Annotated in this window: 15 protein-coding genes; 11 read left to right on the forward strand and 4 right to left on the reverse strand. The window is 62.0% G+C overall.

All coding sequences use genetic code 11. The features are described 5' to 3' along the window. Positions 1-59: 59 nt before the first annotated feature. Positions 60-755 (forward strand): histidine phosphatase family protein, encoded by a 696-nt coding sequence (locus tag PQR54_RS00705; RefSeq protein WP_408243661.1) that lies wholly within the window; start codon positions 60-62, stop codon positions 753-755. Between the two features lie 287 nt (positions 756-1,042). Further along, the gene (locus tag PQR54_RS00710) at positions 1,043-1,354 is read left to right on the forward strand and encodes a PXPV repeat protein (protein WP_408243662.1); all 312 of its coding nucleotides are present in this window, start codon (positions 1,043-1,045) and stop codon (positions 1,352-1,354) included. A gap of 161 nt (positions 1,355-1,515) precedes the next feature. On the opposite strand, the gene PQR54_RS00715 is transcribed toward PQR54_RS00710, so the two are convergent. Beyond that, positions 1,516-2,337: a Cof-type HAD-IIB family hydrolase gene (locus PQR54_RS00715; RefSeq protein ID WP_408243663.1), complete on the reverse strand. Its 822-nt coding sequence runs from the start codon at positions 2,335-2,337 to the stop codon at positions 1,516-1,518. Positions 2,338-2,469: 132 nt separating this feature from the next. Then, a complete protein-coding gene (locus tag PQR54_RS00720; RefSeq protein WP_408243664.1) occupies positions 2,470-3,351 on the reverse strand; it encodes a glucosamine kinase nucleotide-binding domain-containing protein in 882 nt (293 codons plus the stop codon). A gap of 140 nt (positions 3,352-3,491) precedes the next feature. Between PQR54_RS00720 and PQR54_RS00725 the strand changes: the two genes are divergently transcribed. Beyond that, complete coding sequence (locus PQR54_RS00725) at positions 3,492-4,088, forward strand: DNA-3-methyladenine glycosylase I (protein ID WP_408243665.1); 597 nt, start codon at positions 3,492-3,494, stop codon at positions 4,086-4,088. A 400-nt stretch (positions 4,089-4,488) separates the two neighbouring features. Further along, positions 4,489-4,914, forward strand: coding sequence for a hypothetical protein (locus PQR54_RS00730; protein WP_408243666.1), 426 nt, complete (start codon positions 4,489-4,491; stop codon positions 4,912-4,914). A 221-nt stretch (positions 4,915-5,135) separates the two neighbouring features. On the opposite strand, the gene rpsU is transcribed toward PQR54_RS00730, so the two are convergent. Further along, entirely contained in the window at positions 5,136-5,348 is a 213-nt protein-coding gene (rpsU, locus tag PQR54_RS00735) for a 30S ribosomal protein S21 (RefSeq protein WP_006050883.1), read from the reverse strand. Between the two features lie 362 nt (positions 5,349-5,710). Next, positions 5,711-6,652 (reverse strand): aldo/keto reductase, encoded by a 942-nt coding sequence (locus PQR54_RS00740; RefSeq protein WP_408243667.1) that lies wholly within the window; start codon positions 6,650-6,652, stop codon positions 5,711-5,713. Between the two features lie 268 nt (positions 6,653-6,920). Here PQR54_RS00740 and PQR54_RS00745 point away from each other — a divergent pair, with 268 nt between their 5' ends. The 7 genes from PQR54_RS00745 to PQR54_RS00775 all read left to right on the forward strand — a co-directional run bounded on the left by PQR54_RS00745 (position 6,921) and on the right by PQR54_RS00775 (position 15,119). Next, positions 6,921-8,066, forward strand: coding sequence for a flagellin (locus PQR54_RS00745; protein ID WP_408243668.1), 1,146 nt, complete (start codon positions 6,921-6,923; stop codon positions 8,064-8,066). A gap of 157 nt (positions 8,067-8,223) precedes the next feature. After that, complete coding sequence (gene fliD / locus PQR54_RS00750) at positions 8,224-9,741, forward strand: flagellar filament capping protein FliD (protein ID WP_408243669.1); 1,518 nt, start codon at positions 8,224-8,226, stop codon at positions 9,739-9,741. 3 nt (positions 9,742-9,744) lie between these two features. Then, positions 9,745-10,059, forward strand: coding sequence for a flagellar protein FliT (gene fliT, locus PQR54_RS00755; RefSeq protein ID WP_408243670.1), 315 nt, complete (start codon positions 9,745-9,747; stop codon positions 10,057-10,059). Between the two features lie 263 nt (positions 10,060-10,322). Then, the gene (locus PQR54_RS00760) at positions 10,323-12,695 is read left to right on the forward strand and encodes a tetratricopeptide repeat protein (RefSeq protein WP_408243671.1); all 2,373 of its coding nucleotides are present in this window, start codon (positions 10,323-10,325) and stop codon (positions 12,693-12,695) included. Beyond that, positions 12,692-13,837 carry a dTDP-4-amino-4,6-dideoxy-D-glucose aminotransferase VioA gene (gene vioA, locus PQR54_RS00765; protein ID WP_408243672.1) on the forward strand — a complete coding sequence of 382 codons (1,146 nt, stop codon included), beginning with the start codon at positions 12,692-12,694 and terminating at the stop codon, positions 13,835-13,837. Before PQR54_RS00760 ends, vioA begins: the two co-directional genes overlap by 4 nt. A 2-nt stretch (positions 13,838-13,839) precedes the next feature. Continuing rightward, a complete protein-coding gene (locus tag PQR54_RS00770; protein ID WP_408243673.1) occupies positions 13,840-14,880 on the forward strand; it encodes a ketoacyl-ACP synthase III in 1,041 nt (346 codons plus the stop codon). An 11-nt stretch (positions 14,881-14,891) separates the two neighbouring features. Beyond that, a complete protein-coding gene (locus PQR54_RS00775) occupies positions 14,892-15,119 on the forward strand; it encodes an acyl carrier protein (protein WP_106303234.1) in 228 nt (75 codons plus the stop codon). Positions 15,120-15,128: the final 9 nt, after the last annotated feature.

Consider the following 15,128-nt stretch of genomic DNA (forward strand, 5'->3'; position numbering starts at 1 on the left):
ACGCACTCGCGCCCGCTGCTAGAATCGTGCGACTTCCCCAGCTCGCACAGGTGTTCCCTATGAAGCGTTTCCGCGGATTCCTGCATGGCGTCGCACTCTCCATCGGCGGCTTGTGCGCGGGTGTGCTGGCGCTACCCACGGCGCATGCGGCTGACGGCCAGACGGAAACGCTCGTGTTCGTGCGGCACGGCGAGAAACCTGCCCAAGGCTATGGGCAACTGAACTGCCAGGGGCTCAACCGCGCGCTGGCGTTGCCGGCCGTGATCGCGGCCAAGTTCGGCAAACCGGATGCGATCTACGCACCCGATCCCGGCCAGCAGAAAGACGACAGCGGCAAGCCCTACTACTACATCCGGCCGCTTGCGACGATCGAGCCGACCGCCATCCAGTTCCAGATGCCGGTGCAAACACCGTATGGTTTCGCTCAGATCGACCAGCTCGGCACCGCGCTCGTCGATCCCGCCAATCGCAACAAGCTCATTGTCGTGGCGTGGGAACACAAGCTGATCGTGAAGCTATTGCGCCAGATGATGAGCGCGCATGGCGGCAATGCCGCCGACGTCCCGAACTGGAAGAGCGACGACTTCGACAGTATTTATATTGTTCGCCTCGACTGGCAAGACGGCACCGCGCGCGCCACCTTCAAACACGATCGCCAAGGGCTGGATGGGCGCGCGACCGATTGCCCTTGCGCGCAGTTGCAAGGGGCTTCGTCGGCGGCTGCATCGGCGGCTTCGTCGAGTGCGGCAGATTAATCGGGTAATACAGATGTAAGCCGCAATTACGCAAGCGGCCATGTGATTTGGGTTGAGCGAAGCGGCGGGCGCGATTCGGCGCGGTTCAAGGAACCGCGAATCCTTATCTGACAGGGCTTTGACCGAATGGCACTCAGCGCACGGCATACCTATGTAAGGCTGCTCCCGCCTTTCAAATCCTGCGACGATGCTTGCAGTCCGTAACATCTCGTCGCAGTACCCATCGACCGGAATGCGTAGATTGATCCTGTGCGACAAACATACGTCGCCTCACAGGAGAACAAAACATGAAACGCATCGTCACTCACTTGCTGGTTGCTGCAGGACTCGCGGCGGGCGCATGCGGTGTCGCGCAAGCGCATACGGATCTGAACATCGGCCTGTCGCTCGGCGCACCGGTTTATACCCGCCCGGCTCCGGTCTATGCGGCGCCGCAGCCGGTCTACTACGGCAACGGCAGCTGGGACCATCGCTACGATCGCGGCGACTACTACCGTGGCGACCATCGATATGATCGCAACTGGAACCACAATGACCGAGGCCGGGGCCACGATAACCGGGGCGACCACGACAACCGCCGTGGCGGATGGCACGGGTAATCTTCCTGCTGCGTCCAACGTCGGCGAATGAGGCGGCTTGCTGACCTTGATGGACTTTGGTCGTGCAACGCCGTCACTGGTAGCCTGAACCAACCGACGCGCTCACTTAAAGGAAACGGCCTGCATCCATGAAACTGGATGCGGGCCGTTTCCATTTGCACTCAGGACATCAGTTCGTCGTCGAGCGAGAAGAGCTTGCGCAGATGGTGCGCGACGCCCGCTTCGAAGTTGTTGCCGATGCGCGGCACGTTCGGCAAACGCGTGATCAGGTCGGGATTGGCGTTGTTCATCATGAACGGATGGCCGGCCGTTTCCAGCAGATCGATATCGTTCATGTTGTCGCCGAAAGCGACGCATTGCGAGGCATCCACGCCAAGGCGCTCGAGCACGATCTGCAGCGCGCGGCCTTTCGATACGTTTGCCGTCATCACTTCCAGACAGTCCGGCAGCGAATAGGTCACGTATAGGGCGTCGCCGAATTCGCGCGCGAGATTGGCCGCGACCTGCGCGAGATCGGAGGGATCCCCAATGTAGAGAGCCTTCGCGATGTCGACGCCGTCGTGTTTCGGCAGGTCGGTCACCTCGTAGGTGAAGCCCGAATCCTGGTGAAACTTCAGCAGATCCGGCGCGTCGCGGTCGATCAGCCACGCATGATCGGCGAACAGGTTGACGATCACGCGGCCATGCGCGCCGGCGGTTTCCGGCTGTACGAGTCGTTGCACGATAGCCGGCGGCAGGTCGTCGGCGTGGATCACCGTGTTGTCCGGCGCGTGGATGCGCGCCCCATTCGATGTAATCAGATACGGATTGATGCCCAGCACGTCGCGGATACCGGCGACATCGCAATAATGGCGGCCCGTTGCAATCACGAACCGCAGCCCGTCGCTTTCAAGTTTGCGCACAGTGGCGACCGTGAACGGATCCACCTGGTGATCCGCGTTGAGCAGCGTGCCGTCGAGATCCGTGGCGATGACTTTGTACATAGTTTGAGCAGGCGGGCAGCGTCGAAGCTGCGTATTTTACCGTTGCCAGCCGCATTCGCCGGAACGCGTTGGCCATGCACGACTATTCTCAGCCGAAGGCGCACGACGCGCGCACGCCGCGGTTCGCCGTTTTCAGCCGCCGATACGGACCGCTTCACGTTGCGCCAACTGCAATCCACCGTGCGCCGAGTCGGCCAGCGGTTCGCGCAAACGCGCCTGATAGATCCGCGGCACGTACTCGCGCAACGGCGCGCCGAGGCCGCCGCACAACGCGACCGGCAGGCTCGCCGACGGGTCGAGCGCGGCAATCATCTTGCCCACTTCGGCGCCGGCTTCGCCGAGCAAGCGCGCCGCGAACGGATGCGTGCGGTGAGCGATGATAATCGGCGCGAGCCTCGCATAAGCCGTCTGGTTGGCTTCGCAGAGCCAGACGACCAGGCTGTCGCGGTCATGCGCGCCGGTGTGCGCGACCAGCGCCCGCGCCAGATCGTCGATGGGACCGCGGCCGTCCAGCGCATGCTGGGCATGCACGATGGCTCGCAGTCCGAGCCACGCGCCGCTCGCTTCGTCGCCCGATGGAAAGCCGTAGCCGCTAACCTGGCGGCATTCGCCCTCGCCGTCCAGTACGGCCGCCACGCTGCCAGTGCCGAGCGCGACGATCACCCCATGCGCGCCGCCGTGTGCGCCCAGCAAGGTGGTGTAGGCGTCGCTTTCCACGGCGAGTCCCGCTAGCGCGGGCGCTTGTGCGCGGAACGCAGCCAGCCAGTCGCGATTGTTGACACCTGCCAATCCGCAGCCGAGCACGCAGCGCGACCAGTCCAGCGCCTTGCCGGCGCTGGCAAATGCTTCGCCGCAGCCGGCCGCGATAGCCTGCCATGCACGTTCGACGCCGAGCCCCAACCCCGACGGCCCGCTTGCCGCCTGCGCCAGCTCGCGGCCTTGCGCGTCGCCGAGCACGACCCGCGTGCCGCTGCCGCCGCCGTCAATGCCGATCAGAAAGAAGTCATTGTTCATGGAATCGAATGGGTTCCGTGGATGAATTACGCATAGCGTGGCAGGTCAGTTTCAATCCGGCAATCGGCCGAATGGCTAGCTTGCAGTGCGCACGGCTTCGGCTATGCTGGCGGGCGACATCACAACGCAGGAGCGCGACAGTGACACAGCGATGCAACTGGGTATCGAGCGAAGCGCTCGCACAGTATCACGACACCGAATGGGGCGTGCCCTCGCGCGATGACCAGCATCTGTTCGAAATGCTCGTGCTGGAAGGCGCTCAGGCCGGCTTGTCATGGTCGACAATTCTCAACAAACGGGCCGGCTATCGCCGCGCGTTTGCGGACTTCGACATCGCCAAGGTTGCGCGCTTTACGCCGAAACACGTCGAGGCGCTGGTGAAGGACGAAAGCATCGTGCGTCACCGCGGCAAGATCGAAGCGGCCATTACCAACGCGCAAGCCGTCCAGCATATTCAGGCCGAGCACGGCTCGCTCGCCAACTTCGTGTGGTCGTTCGTCGATCAGACACCGATCCAGAACGATTGGGCTTCTTATAAGCAGGCGCCCGCGTCGACCGACATTTCGGACGCGCTAAGCAAGGGATTAAAGCGCTACGGCTGCAAGTTCGTTGGCTCGACGATCTGTTACGCGTTCATGCAGGCAGTCGGCATGGTGAACGACCACGAGGCGAGTTGCATGTGCCGCGCGCGATGCGCGGCGCTTGGCAAGAAAGGACGTAATCGTAAAGCGGGCTGAGGCGGCCCGGTATGCGCCCACGCTTAGTGCCGCTGTTCTAACAAAGGACGGCGGCTCAGGGAAACTCCCAGGCACCGCGGCGCGTGCCAGCCTTCACCTCGCGGCGCAAGGCCTGGAGGACGACACGCGACGCATCACAACGCCGGACTCGACGCGATGCGCCCATCCGGTAAATCCCTGCTGCGCTTCCAGGGCATGTTGGTCGTTATACGGTTATGAGTTGCAGCTGCGGCAGTCGGCGAACCTTGCGACGTGGAGTGCATCGCGGGAAACGAGCCAAATCCGGGATTGGCGGCTTTTCGCCACGCTAGTTCGGGATCACCGAACGGAGCACGCCCGATACTGCTGGTCATGCGCTCGAACAACGAATAACCGCTGCGTAACGCGTGGGAGACCAACCATGAAAACTCTTAACTTCCTGACGTATCAGGAGATTTTCGACCAAGCCGTGGGTCATTTATTGGGCCAGAAGCGCGCCGCGCTTCTGCCGCGAGGCGGTGGCGCTTATCGCGGCTACTGTGGCGGCTGCCCGGTCGGCAGCTTTATCAAACCGCGCGACTACATGACCGCAATGGAAGGCATTCCGGTGCGCTTCATCGGCAAAACGCGTGCGGAGATGCCCGCGTATATGGACGTCGGCGTGTCCGCGCTGAAGAAGGCGCTGCTGCGCTCGCGCATCAATGTGTACGACCCGGCCACCGTTGACCTGCTCAGTTGTCTGCAAAACGTCCACGACGTATTCGGCACTTGGGAATGGCTCGAGCGTCTGGGCTCGATCGCCCGCCAGTTTGGCTTGTCCGCCGACCGGCTGAAAAGCGCGGCGTAGACAGGATAAAACCCGCCGCAATACCGCAGCTGCGCGCCACACTCCGGAGTCGCGGTGCGCACGGCTAGTGGACTCACAAACCCCCGCTCGCCAAGGCGCGTAGCCCTCATTCGCCCATTCCAGTCTGGGCTGAGCGTTCCACCTGACGCTCAAAAAAACAAAACGGCGATGTGGCTTCTTTCGAAGCTCACACCGCCGTTCGGCCGTGCGAAAAAGCGTGCTTAGTGCAGCTTTTTCGGCAGCATCTGGCTGCGCAGGCGCTTGTGCAGGCGCTTCACAGCAGCAGCCTTCTTGCGCTTACGTGCCGTGGTCGGCTTTTCGTACGATTGGCGCTCACGCAGTTCAGCGATCAGGCCATTCTTTTCGATTGCGCGACGAAAGCGGCGAATCGCCACTTCGAACGGCTCGTTTTCTTTCAGAAGAATCGTCGTCATTTAATTCCTAACTCAATCACTTGATAGGGGTAAATTGCGTGGCGGCATACCGCTCACGCGCCGGCCCTCCGGTCGTTTCAGTTCATGGCCAGTAACAGGCAAACGCGGGCAGAACCCGGCCAAACCACGAATGAAACGAGAGGCAAAGCGGCCACGGAGGCCGGAAAAGAGAGGTGGGGAGTTCACCGCGGAACGCGGACAGACATAATGCAAAAGCCGCGTCTGCTGCTGTTTCGCCAACCTTCCATCAACAGAAAAGCATTGACGAAACAGGCAAAGATCTCAATTCACTCCCGATGATATCAGGAAACTCTCCATCCTACCAGGGGTTTAGGGATTGCGCCAGGTCACCTATTGCATGCTCAGGCGCTCGCTTCGTCCAATTCACGAATATCGGCGCCCGTCAGCATCAGATGAACGGCCGCCGCGAGGCTTTTAAGCTGCTCGACCGAAGTCGCGCTGGCAATAGGGGCCGTAACACTTGGGCGCGCGATCAGCCATGCCAGAGCGACAGTGGCCGGCGTGCTGCCATGCGCGTCGGCAACCCGGTCTAGCGCGGAGAGAATTCGCAAACCGCGATCATTCAGATACTTTTCGACCCGGCTGCCGCGCGCCTTATTGGCCAGATCCGCCTGCAATCGGTACTTGCCGGATAGAAAGCCGCTCGCGAGACTGTAGTACACCACCACGCCGAGCTGATTGGCGAGCGCCACCGGTTCGATGTCGCGCTCATATTGCGCGCGGTCATACAGGTTGTATTCCGGCTGCAACAGCTGGTATTCGGGCAAGCCGTGCTGGCGGGAGACGGCAATTGCTTCTTCGACCCGCGCGCCGCTGTAATTCGACGCGCCGATCACCCGCACCTTGCCCGCCTCGATCAGCTTCTGATAAGCGCCCAGTGTTTCGGCGAGCGGCGTTTCGGTGTCGTCGTCGTGAGAAAAGTAGACGTCGATGTAGTCGGTCTGCAAGCGCCGCAGCGAATCCTCGACGGCCGCCTGAATGTTGGCCGCCGACAACCCTTTGCGCTGCGGATGCTTCGAGACCTTGGTGGCGAGCACGATCTTGTCGCGCTTGCCGCTCTGACGGAACCACTTGCCGATGATCGTTTCCGATTCGCCGCCCTGGTTGCCGGGCACCCATGCGGAATAGACATCGGCGGTATCGATAAAGTCGAGACCGGCGTCGACAAACGCATCCAGAATCGAAAACGAGGTGGCTTCATCGGCGGTCCAGCCGAAAACATTGCCGCCGAACATAAGCGGCGCGACCTGTAATTCCGAACGCCCAATCCTGCGCTTTTGCATGATTTCTCCACGGTTTGTCTCAAGAGAAAACGAGAATACGCCGTCTTTTCAATACCTGCAGTGCAACTGCCGAACAAGGCTGCAAGGGGCTTTCAGCCACGTTGCAATATGCCCGGCATCGAAAGCAATAGGTCCGTCATTGCATAAAGTCCCTCAAGTTTTTTTTAGTGGGGCCGTCAACCTTCACTGAGGCGGCCAGCAATGAACGAGTGCTTCCGCCGATGCCAACGTGGCGTATTGGGCTCAAGGCTTATTTAGGAGATTTTCCATGCTCGGAATCAATAGCAACATCAACTCGCTGGTTGCACAGCAAAACCTTAATGGCTCGCAAAGCGCCCTTTCGCAAGCCATCACCCGCCTGTCGTCGGGCAAGCGCATCAACAGCGCGGCTGACGATGCAGCAGGTCTGGCAATCTCGACGCGTATGCAAACGCAGATCAACGGCCTGAACCAGGGCGTGTCGAATGCGAATGACGGCGTGTCGATGATTCAAACCGCATCGAGCGCACTGTCCTCGCTGACCTCCAGCCTGCAACGTATCCGTCAGCTGGCTGTGCAAGCATCGACCGGTTCGCTGTCGTCGAGCGACCAGGCAGCGCTGCAGAAGGAAGTTTCGGCGCAGATCGCTGAAGTGAACCGTATCGCGTCGCAAACGACGTACAACGGCACGAACATTCTGGACGGCTCGGCAGGCAGCGTGACGTTCCAGGTCGGCGCGAACGTCGGTCAGACGATCAGCCTGGACCTGAGCCAATCGATGTCGGCAGCGAAGATCGGTGGCGGCCTGGTGCAAACGGGTCAAACGGTCGGCACGATCGCCGTCAGCCTGGACGCATCGGGCGCATACACGAGCACCGGCGCGACGATCACGTCGATCAACGTGCTGTCGGACGGCAAGGGCGGCTACACCTTCACCGACCAGAACAACACGGCGATCACGTCGGGCGTCTCCGGCGCGATTTTTACCGCAGGCACGGCCGCTGGCACGGGCACCGCCGTGACCAACCTGACGCTGAGCGCATCGGCAGTGACGACGGCAGGCGCAGGTTCCGCGGCAGCCGTCGCAGCAGTGGCACAGATCAACGCGATCAACAACCCGCCGACGGTTTCGGGCCTCGACATCAGCACGGTGACGGGCGCGAACGAAGCGATGGTCTCGATCGACAACGCGCTGCAAACGGTCAATACGCTGCAAGCTGCACTGGGCGCTGCGCAAAACCGCTTTACGGCAATCTCGACGTCGCAGCAAGCTGAATCGACCGACCTGTCGTCGGCACAATCGCAAATCACGGACGCCAACTTCGCGCAAGAAACGGCGAACCTGAGCAAGGCGCAAGTGCTGCAACAAGCTGGTATCTCGGTGTTGGCGCAAGCTAACTCGAACCCGCAGCAAGTTCTGAAGCTCCTGCAGTAAGAGCTGACGCGGTAACGGCGATGCGCTGCGCGCAAGCGGGGCGCATCGCCGGGTTTCAAGCGACGGGAGGCATGCCTCCCGCTGTGCATTTCCATCACGTAGTGATGTAGCATCGCGCACCAACCAATACAGATTTCCAGACGCCCGGAGCCTCTGCATGTCCTCGATCTCAACCTCGTCTTCTACGGCAAGCGCCAATTCCGCGCTGCAGTCGGCTGCTCAATCGATCATCAGCGGCTCGACGGGCAATTCGTCGATGGACGTGTCGACGCTCGTCACGGCGCTCGTGAACGCGAAGGTCGCGGGACAAACCTCGGCTCTGGCGGCACAGCAAACCTCCGACAACACCACGCTGTCCGCATACGGCGCGCTAAGCTCGGCGTTGAGCGCCCTGCAGTCGGGCATCACGAATCTCGCCAACGGCAACACGCTGGCAACGTTCGCGGCGACCGCGAGCGGCACCGGGCTGACGGCGACAGCGGGCGTCGGCGCCGTGGCCGGCAGTTATTCGATCGCCGTGACGCAGATCGCCAGTTCGCAAGCCTTGTCGTCGGCAGCCTTCGGCGCCACGACGCAACTGGGCACCGGCACGCTGTCGATCTCGATGAACGGCAAGTCGATGGATATCAACGTCGACAGCAGCAACAACACGCTCTCGGGCATCGCGTCGGCGATCAACGCGAGCAGCAGCAACCCCGGCGTCACGGCAACCATCGTGACCGGCACGGACGGCGCCCACCTCGTGCTGCGCGCGGCGAATACGGGGGCGGCCAACGTCATCAATGTTTCGACCAGCAACATCACCAGCGACACCGGCCTGTCGAGCCTCGGCGTGTCGTCGACGGCCAGCACCACGGGCGGCCAGTCGACCATTACGTCGGCCAATTCGAGCAGCGCCTGGACTCAAAGCGGCTTCGCGCAGGACGCGGAGTACACGATCGGCGGAATCGCGGGCAGCAGCGCGAGCAACGCGGTGACCGGCGCCATTTCAGGCGTGACGATCAACCTGACGGCGGCGGCCGTGGGCACGCCCGCGGGCACCCCGCAGACGCTGACCATCGCGCAGGACACCACCGCGCAGAACACCGCGATCAACAATTTCGTGAGCCTGTACAACACCGTCGTCACGACGATGTCGACGCTCACGTCGTTCAGCTCCGGCTCGACGTCGCAAGGCCCGCTGCTGGGCGACTCCACGCTGCAGACCATCAAGAACACGCTGGCCAACATCGTCGGCGGCGCGGTCGGCTCGGGCAGCACCGGCACCACACTGGCGGCGATCGGCATCACGCTGAAGGACGATCCGGCCGACGGCACCATGGTGGTCGACAACAACGCGCTCAACACCGCGCTGACGAGCAGCCCGGCCACGGTCGCGTCGCTCTTCAACTCGACCAACGGCATTGCCGAGCAGTTGAACGCCAGCATCACCACATTCACGCAGACCGGCGGCATCATCGACACGCGCAACACCGCGCTGAACGCCGACCTGAAGAGCATCGCCACGCAACAAACCGCGCTCGCCGACTACACGACTCAATTGACGAACCAGTATCAGGCGCAGTTCACCGCCCTGAACACGTTGATGGCGACCATGAACAACAATTCGCAATACCTGACCGCGCTGTTCGGCGGCACCAACAGCGCGGGCGCGCTGGCCACGAACAAGAGCTAAGCCATGAACGCGCACAACATGAACCAGATGGAATTGGTCGAGCGCGTGCTCTCCATCACGCGGGAAATCGAGCAGGCGGCGTCGCTCGCGGACTGGCCGGAAGCCGCCCGCCTGACTGAAACGCGTTCGCCGCTGCTGATGTCGCTCACCGCGGATCAGGAACCGGCGGCGCTGGACATGATCCGCCAGATCCAGGCGATCGACGCGGCGCTCCTCGCGGACGCGGCAGTCACCCAGAACGAACTGCATTTCGAGTTCGAAGCGGCGATCGGACGCACGAAAGCCGCCGGCGAATATCAGCGGATGGCCCGCCTGTAAAAAACCCGGAGCGGAGCCGCGCAAGGCGGCATCCGTTCCCAGAAAGCCGGTTCAGCCGGCCGACCCAATAATAAGAACTACGTGCCGAAGTGAGGCGCGCTCGTTCCCTCAGCCCGCCTCGTGCGGGCTTTTTTCTTGCCCTTCGGCTTCCCGGCCCCTTCCTCCATACGCTAAACAGGCGGCTTTTTTACCGTCATCTCCGCGCATCGGAAAGACCGGCCTCGTCGCACAATTTCCTCCATAGAACATTTTGCGCCGAGACCATGACTCTCCTGTACGAGCAGCCGCCTGCTGAACCCCTGACGCCCGAACAACAACTCGAGCAGGACATTGCGCTCGTGTTGCAAACGGCGCTCGACCATCACCACAAGGGCGAATTCGACGACGCGCAAGCGCTGTATCGGGCCATTCTCGACGCGAATCCGAAACATGCCGACGTGCTGTACAACCTCGGCGTGCTGCTCGGCCAGACCGCCCGTACGGCGGAAGCCCTGCCGCTTTTCGAGCAGTGCCTGGGACTGCATCCTCACAACGGCCAGTACTGGGCCGCCTATATCAGCGCGCTGATCGACGCAGGCGAAACCGCCGCGGCATGGCTGGCGCTCGAGATGGGTCAGAAGCAGGGCTTGAAGGGACCGGCGGTGGACGGCTTGATCGTGCGCATGGCCAACCCCGGCAAAGTCATCCATACCATCCCGGTCGCGGCGCAGAAGCCGCAAGCTCAGCCGGCAGCTGCAACAGACACGCCGCCGGCTGCGGAAAGCACGCGCACCACCATCGCTTCGGGCCGCCGGGTCAGCCAGCAGGAAACCAACCGATACACGGCGCTCTACAACAAAGGCAATGTCGTCGAGGCGGTGAAACTCGCCCGCTCCCTGACGCAACGCTTTCCCGCCGACGGCAATTCGTGGCGCTGGCTCGGCATCGCGCTGCACCGTCTGGGCCGCTATGACGAAGCGCTTGCCCCGCTGCGCAAAGCCGCTGAACTGATTCCCGAGGAACTCGAAAGCCGCACTGTGCTGGCCGATACGCTGCGCCTGAAAGGCTTGCAGGCGGAAACCGAGCAGGAGTGCCGCAAGATCCTCGCGATCAATCCGCACTACGCCGAAGCGCAGCGGATCTTCGGCATGTCGCTGGTTCATCAGGGGCGCGTGGCCGAGGGCCTGGCCGCCGCACGGCGTGCGATCGAACTCGCGCCGAACAATTCCTCCGTGTACAGCACGCTTGGAGTGTTGCTGCTCGATCTCGGCTTCGTGGGCGAGGCGGAAAAAGAATTCCGCGCCGCGCTGGAGAAGGATCCGAAAGACCACATCGCGGCCAACAACTTCCTGTTCACACTGTCGCACAACCCCGAAATCGATCACGGCACGCTGTTCGCCGAGCACACCAACTTCGCGCGTCAGCATGAGGATCCGGTGCGCGCGCAGTGGCCGCGTCACGTGAACAAACGCTCGCCGGATCGCAAGCTGAAGATCGGCCTCGTTTCGGGCGACCTGTTCCGCCACGCCGTCGCGTCGTATTTGCTGCCGATCATGGAGCATCTGGCCAAGGACCCGAATCTGTCCTTGCATGTGTACAACAACCACATCGCCGAAGACGACTACACGCAGTTGCTGCGCAATTGCGCCGATGAATGGCAGCAGATCACCGGCATGCCGGACGCGCAACTCGCCAACAAGATCCGCGACGAACGCATCGACATTCTGTTCGATCTGTCGGGCCACACGGGCCGCAACCGTCTGCTGACGTTCGCGCGCAAACCCGCGCCGATTCAGGTGACCTGGATGGGTTATCCGGGCACCACCGGCCTGAGCGCGATGGACTATTACCTGGTGGACAAGTACGGCGTGCCGTTCGGGCCGGCGGAAAACCTGTTCTCCGAAAAGATCGTCCATTTGCCGTCGAGCGCGACTTTCCTGCCGGAGCAAAGCGCGCCGCCGGTCAATATTCTGCCGGCCATGCATAACGGCTACATCACGTTCGGCAGCTTCAACCGCCTGAACAAACTGCGCCGCGACGTGATCGCCCTGTGGGCCGAATTGCTGCACGCACAGCCGACCGCAAAGATGTTGCTCGGCGCAATCGCCACCGACGAAGACGAACAACTGCTGATCGACTGGTTCGCCGGAGAAGGCATCGAGCGCGAGCGCTTGATGTTCCGCCGCCGTTCGAGCATTCCGGTCTACCTGCAGCAGCATTTCCACGTCGATATCTGCCTGGACACGTTCCCGTACACGGGTTCGACCACGGTGCTGAACTCGTTGTGGATGGGCGTGCCCACGCTGACCATCGCCGGCGACACGCTGGCGAGCCGCGCCGGCACGACTTGGATGTCGCATGTCGGGCTCGAAGATTTCGTGGTCGCGAACAAGGAAGAATTCGTTGCGCGCGGCGTAGCGCTGGCCTCCGACATTCCCGCGCTCGCCGAGATTCGCACAAGCCTGCGCGAACGCTGCGCGGCCTCGGCGGCATTCCGTCCCGACGTGGTCGCGGCAGGCGTCTCACGCGCACTGCGGATCATGTGGCAACGCTGGTGCGCCGGCGAACCGGCCGCCGCCTTCGAAGTTTCGATGGAAGACATAGCCGGCGCCGCCAGCGAAGCGCCCGTGCTGTCCGATAAAGGGGAATCCAAGTGAACGCAGCTTTGCCGCTTCGCGCTATCGAGTCACCGATCGACGAGCGTATCTACGTTACCCAGCCGCATCTCGCGCCGCTTGAAGAGTTCATCCCCTATCTCCAGCAGATCTGGGACAGCAAGGTGCTGACCAACGGCGGTCCGTTTCACCAGCAGTTCGAAGCGGCGCTGTGCAAGTATCTCGGCGTCAAGCACCTTGCGTTGTTCACGAACGGCACGCTGGCATTGCTCACCGCGTTGCAGGCGCTGCGCGTGACGGGCGAAGTGATCACCACGCCCTACTCGTTCGTCGCGACCGCGCACTCGCTGGTGTGGAACGGCATCAAACCGGTGTTCGTCGACGTCGATCCGGACACGCTCAATCTCGATCCCGCGAAGATCGAAGCGGCCATCACGCCGCAGACCACCGCGATCATGCCGGTGCACTGCTACGGCAAGCCGTGCGATGTCGACGCCATCCAGAAGATCGCCGACAACTACAACCTGAAGGTGATCTACGACGCCGCGCATGCGTTCGGCGTTCAGACCGACACCGGCAGCGTGCTCGAACACGGCGATCTGGCGGTGCTGAGCTTTCACGCCACCAAGGTGTTCAACACCTTCGAAGGCGGCGCGATCATCTGCCAGGATGCGAAGACCAAGCAGCGCATCGACCATCTGAAGAACTTCGGTTTCGTCGATGAAACGACGGTGGTGGCCTCCGGCATCAACGGCAAGATGAGCGAGATCAACGCCGCGTTCGGTCTGCTGCAACTGCAGCACATCGACGAAGCATTGGCCCGGCGCGCGCAGATCGATGCGATGTATCGCGAACGGCTGCGCGACATTCCCGGCATCCGCTGCATGCAGAAAGCCGGCGAGAAAGTGGCGAATCACTCGTACTTTCCGATCCTCGTCGGTCCGGAATTCCCGATCAGCCGTGACGCGCTGTATCAGAAGTTCCGCGATCACGACATCTACGCGCGCCGCTACTTCTATCCGCTGATTTCCGACTTCCCGATCTATCGCGGTCTGCCGTCCGCACGCCGTGAAAATCTGCCGATCGCGCACGCCGCCGCGCAACAGGTGCTGTGTCTGCCGATTTTCCCGGCGCTGACCGACGGCATGCTCGAGCGCATCGTCGGACTCATCGCGGACTGCTGATCATGACGTCCTCTGTTCGATCCGACCGGGTGCAGGCGCGCATTCTCGATATCGCCGGATTTCTGCCCGAGCAGATCCTGACGAACGAGCAGCTCGCGGCGCTCTATCCGGAATGGCCGGCGGACAAGATCCTGGCCAAGACCGGCATTCAGCAACGGCATATCGCATCGGCCGAACAGACCGCGGCGGATCTGGCTTACGAAGCGGCGCGCAATCTTTTCGCCCAGGGCGCGGTGACCGCGCAGGACGTCGACTTCGTCATTCTGTGCACGCAGGCACCCGACTACGTGCTGCCCACCTCGGCCTGCCTGTTGCAGGACCGGCTCGGCATTGCGACTCACGCCGGCGCGCTCGACGTGAATCTCGGCTGCTCGGGCTACGTGTACGGACTCTCGCTCGCCAAGGGTCTGGTGGAAACCGGCGCCGCACGCTGCGTGCTGTTGCTGACCGCCGACACTTATTCGAAATACGTGCACCCGCTCGACAAGAGCGTTCGCACCTTATTCGGCGACGGCGCCAGCGCGACCGCGATCACCTTTTCCACGGACGGCGACGCGTCGATCGGCCCTTTTGTGTTCGGCACGGACGGCCGCGGCGCGCAAAACCTGATCGTCAAGGCGGGACTTTTTCGCGAGCCGAAGAGCGCGCAAAGCGCACTCGAAACGACCGATGCGTCCAGCAACGTGCGCACCGACGAACATCTGTACATGAACGGCGCTGAAGTGATGGCGTTCTCGCTTGCCGAAGTGCCTAAAGCGGCGACATCGCTGCTCGAAAAGGCCGGCATGGACCGCGAGGAAATCGACTTCTTCGTGCTGCATCAGGCAAACCGTTTCATGCTCGAAGCGCTGCGCAAGAAGATGAAGGTCCCGGAAGCGAAGTTTCCGATCCTGATGGAGCAATGCGGCAACACCGTTTCCTCGACGGTTCCGCTCGCATTGAAGCAGATGAAAGACGACGGCCTGCTCACGCACGGCAGTCGATTGATGTTGTTGGGCTTTGGCGTCGGCTACTCATGGGCCGGCTGCATGGTGACTTACTAGCAGGAGTGGACATGGAAAACTTTTACGAAGGAATGGCCGAAATCTTCGAGATCGACGCGAGCCTGATTACGCCGGAACTCGATTTGCACGAGCATAACTGGGATTCGCTCGCCGTCGTGTCGACGATCGCTCTCGTCGACGACTGCTTCAACGTAATGCTGAGCGGCCAGACGTTGAACAACTGCAACACCATCGCCGACATCGAAGCGCTGATCAGCACGGCGAAAAAAGCAGCCTAAGGAGTTGAG

It is taken from the genome of Paraburkholderia phytofirmans, assembly GCF_046028095.1.
GTDB lineage: Bacteria > Pseudomonadota > Gammaproteobacteria > Burkholderiales > Burkholderiaceae > Paraburkholderia > Paraburkholderia phytofirmans_A.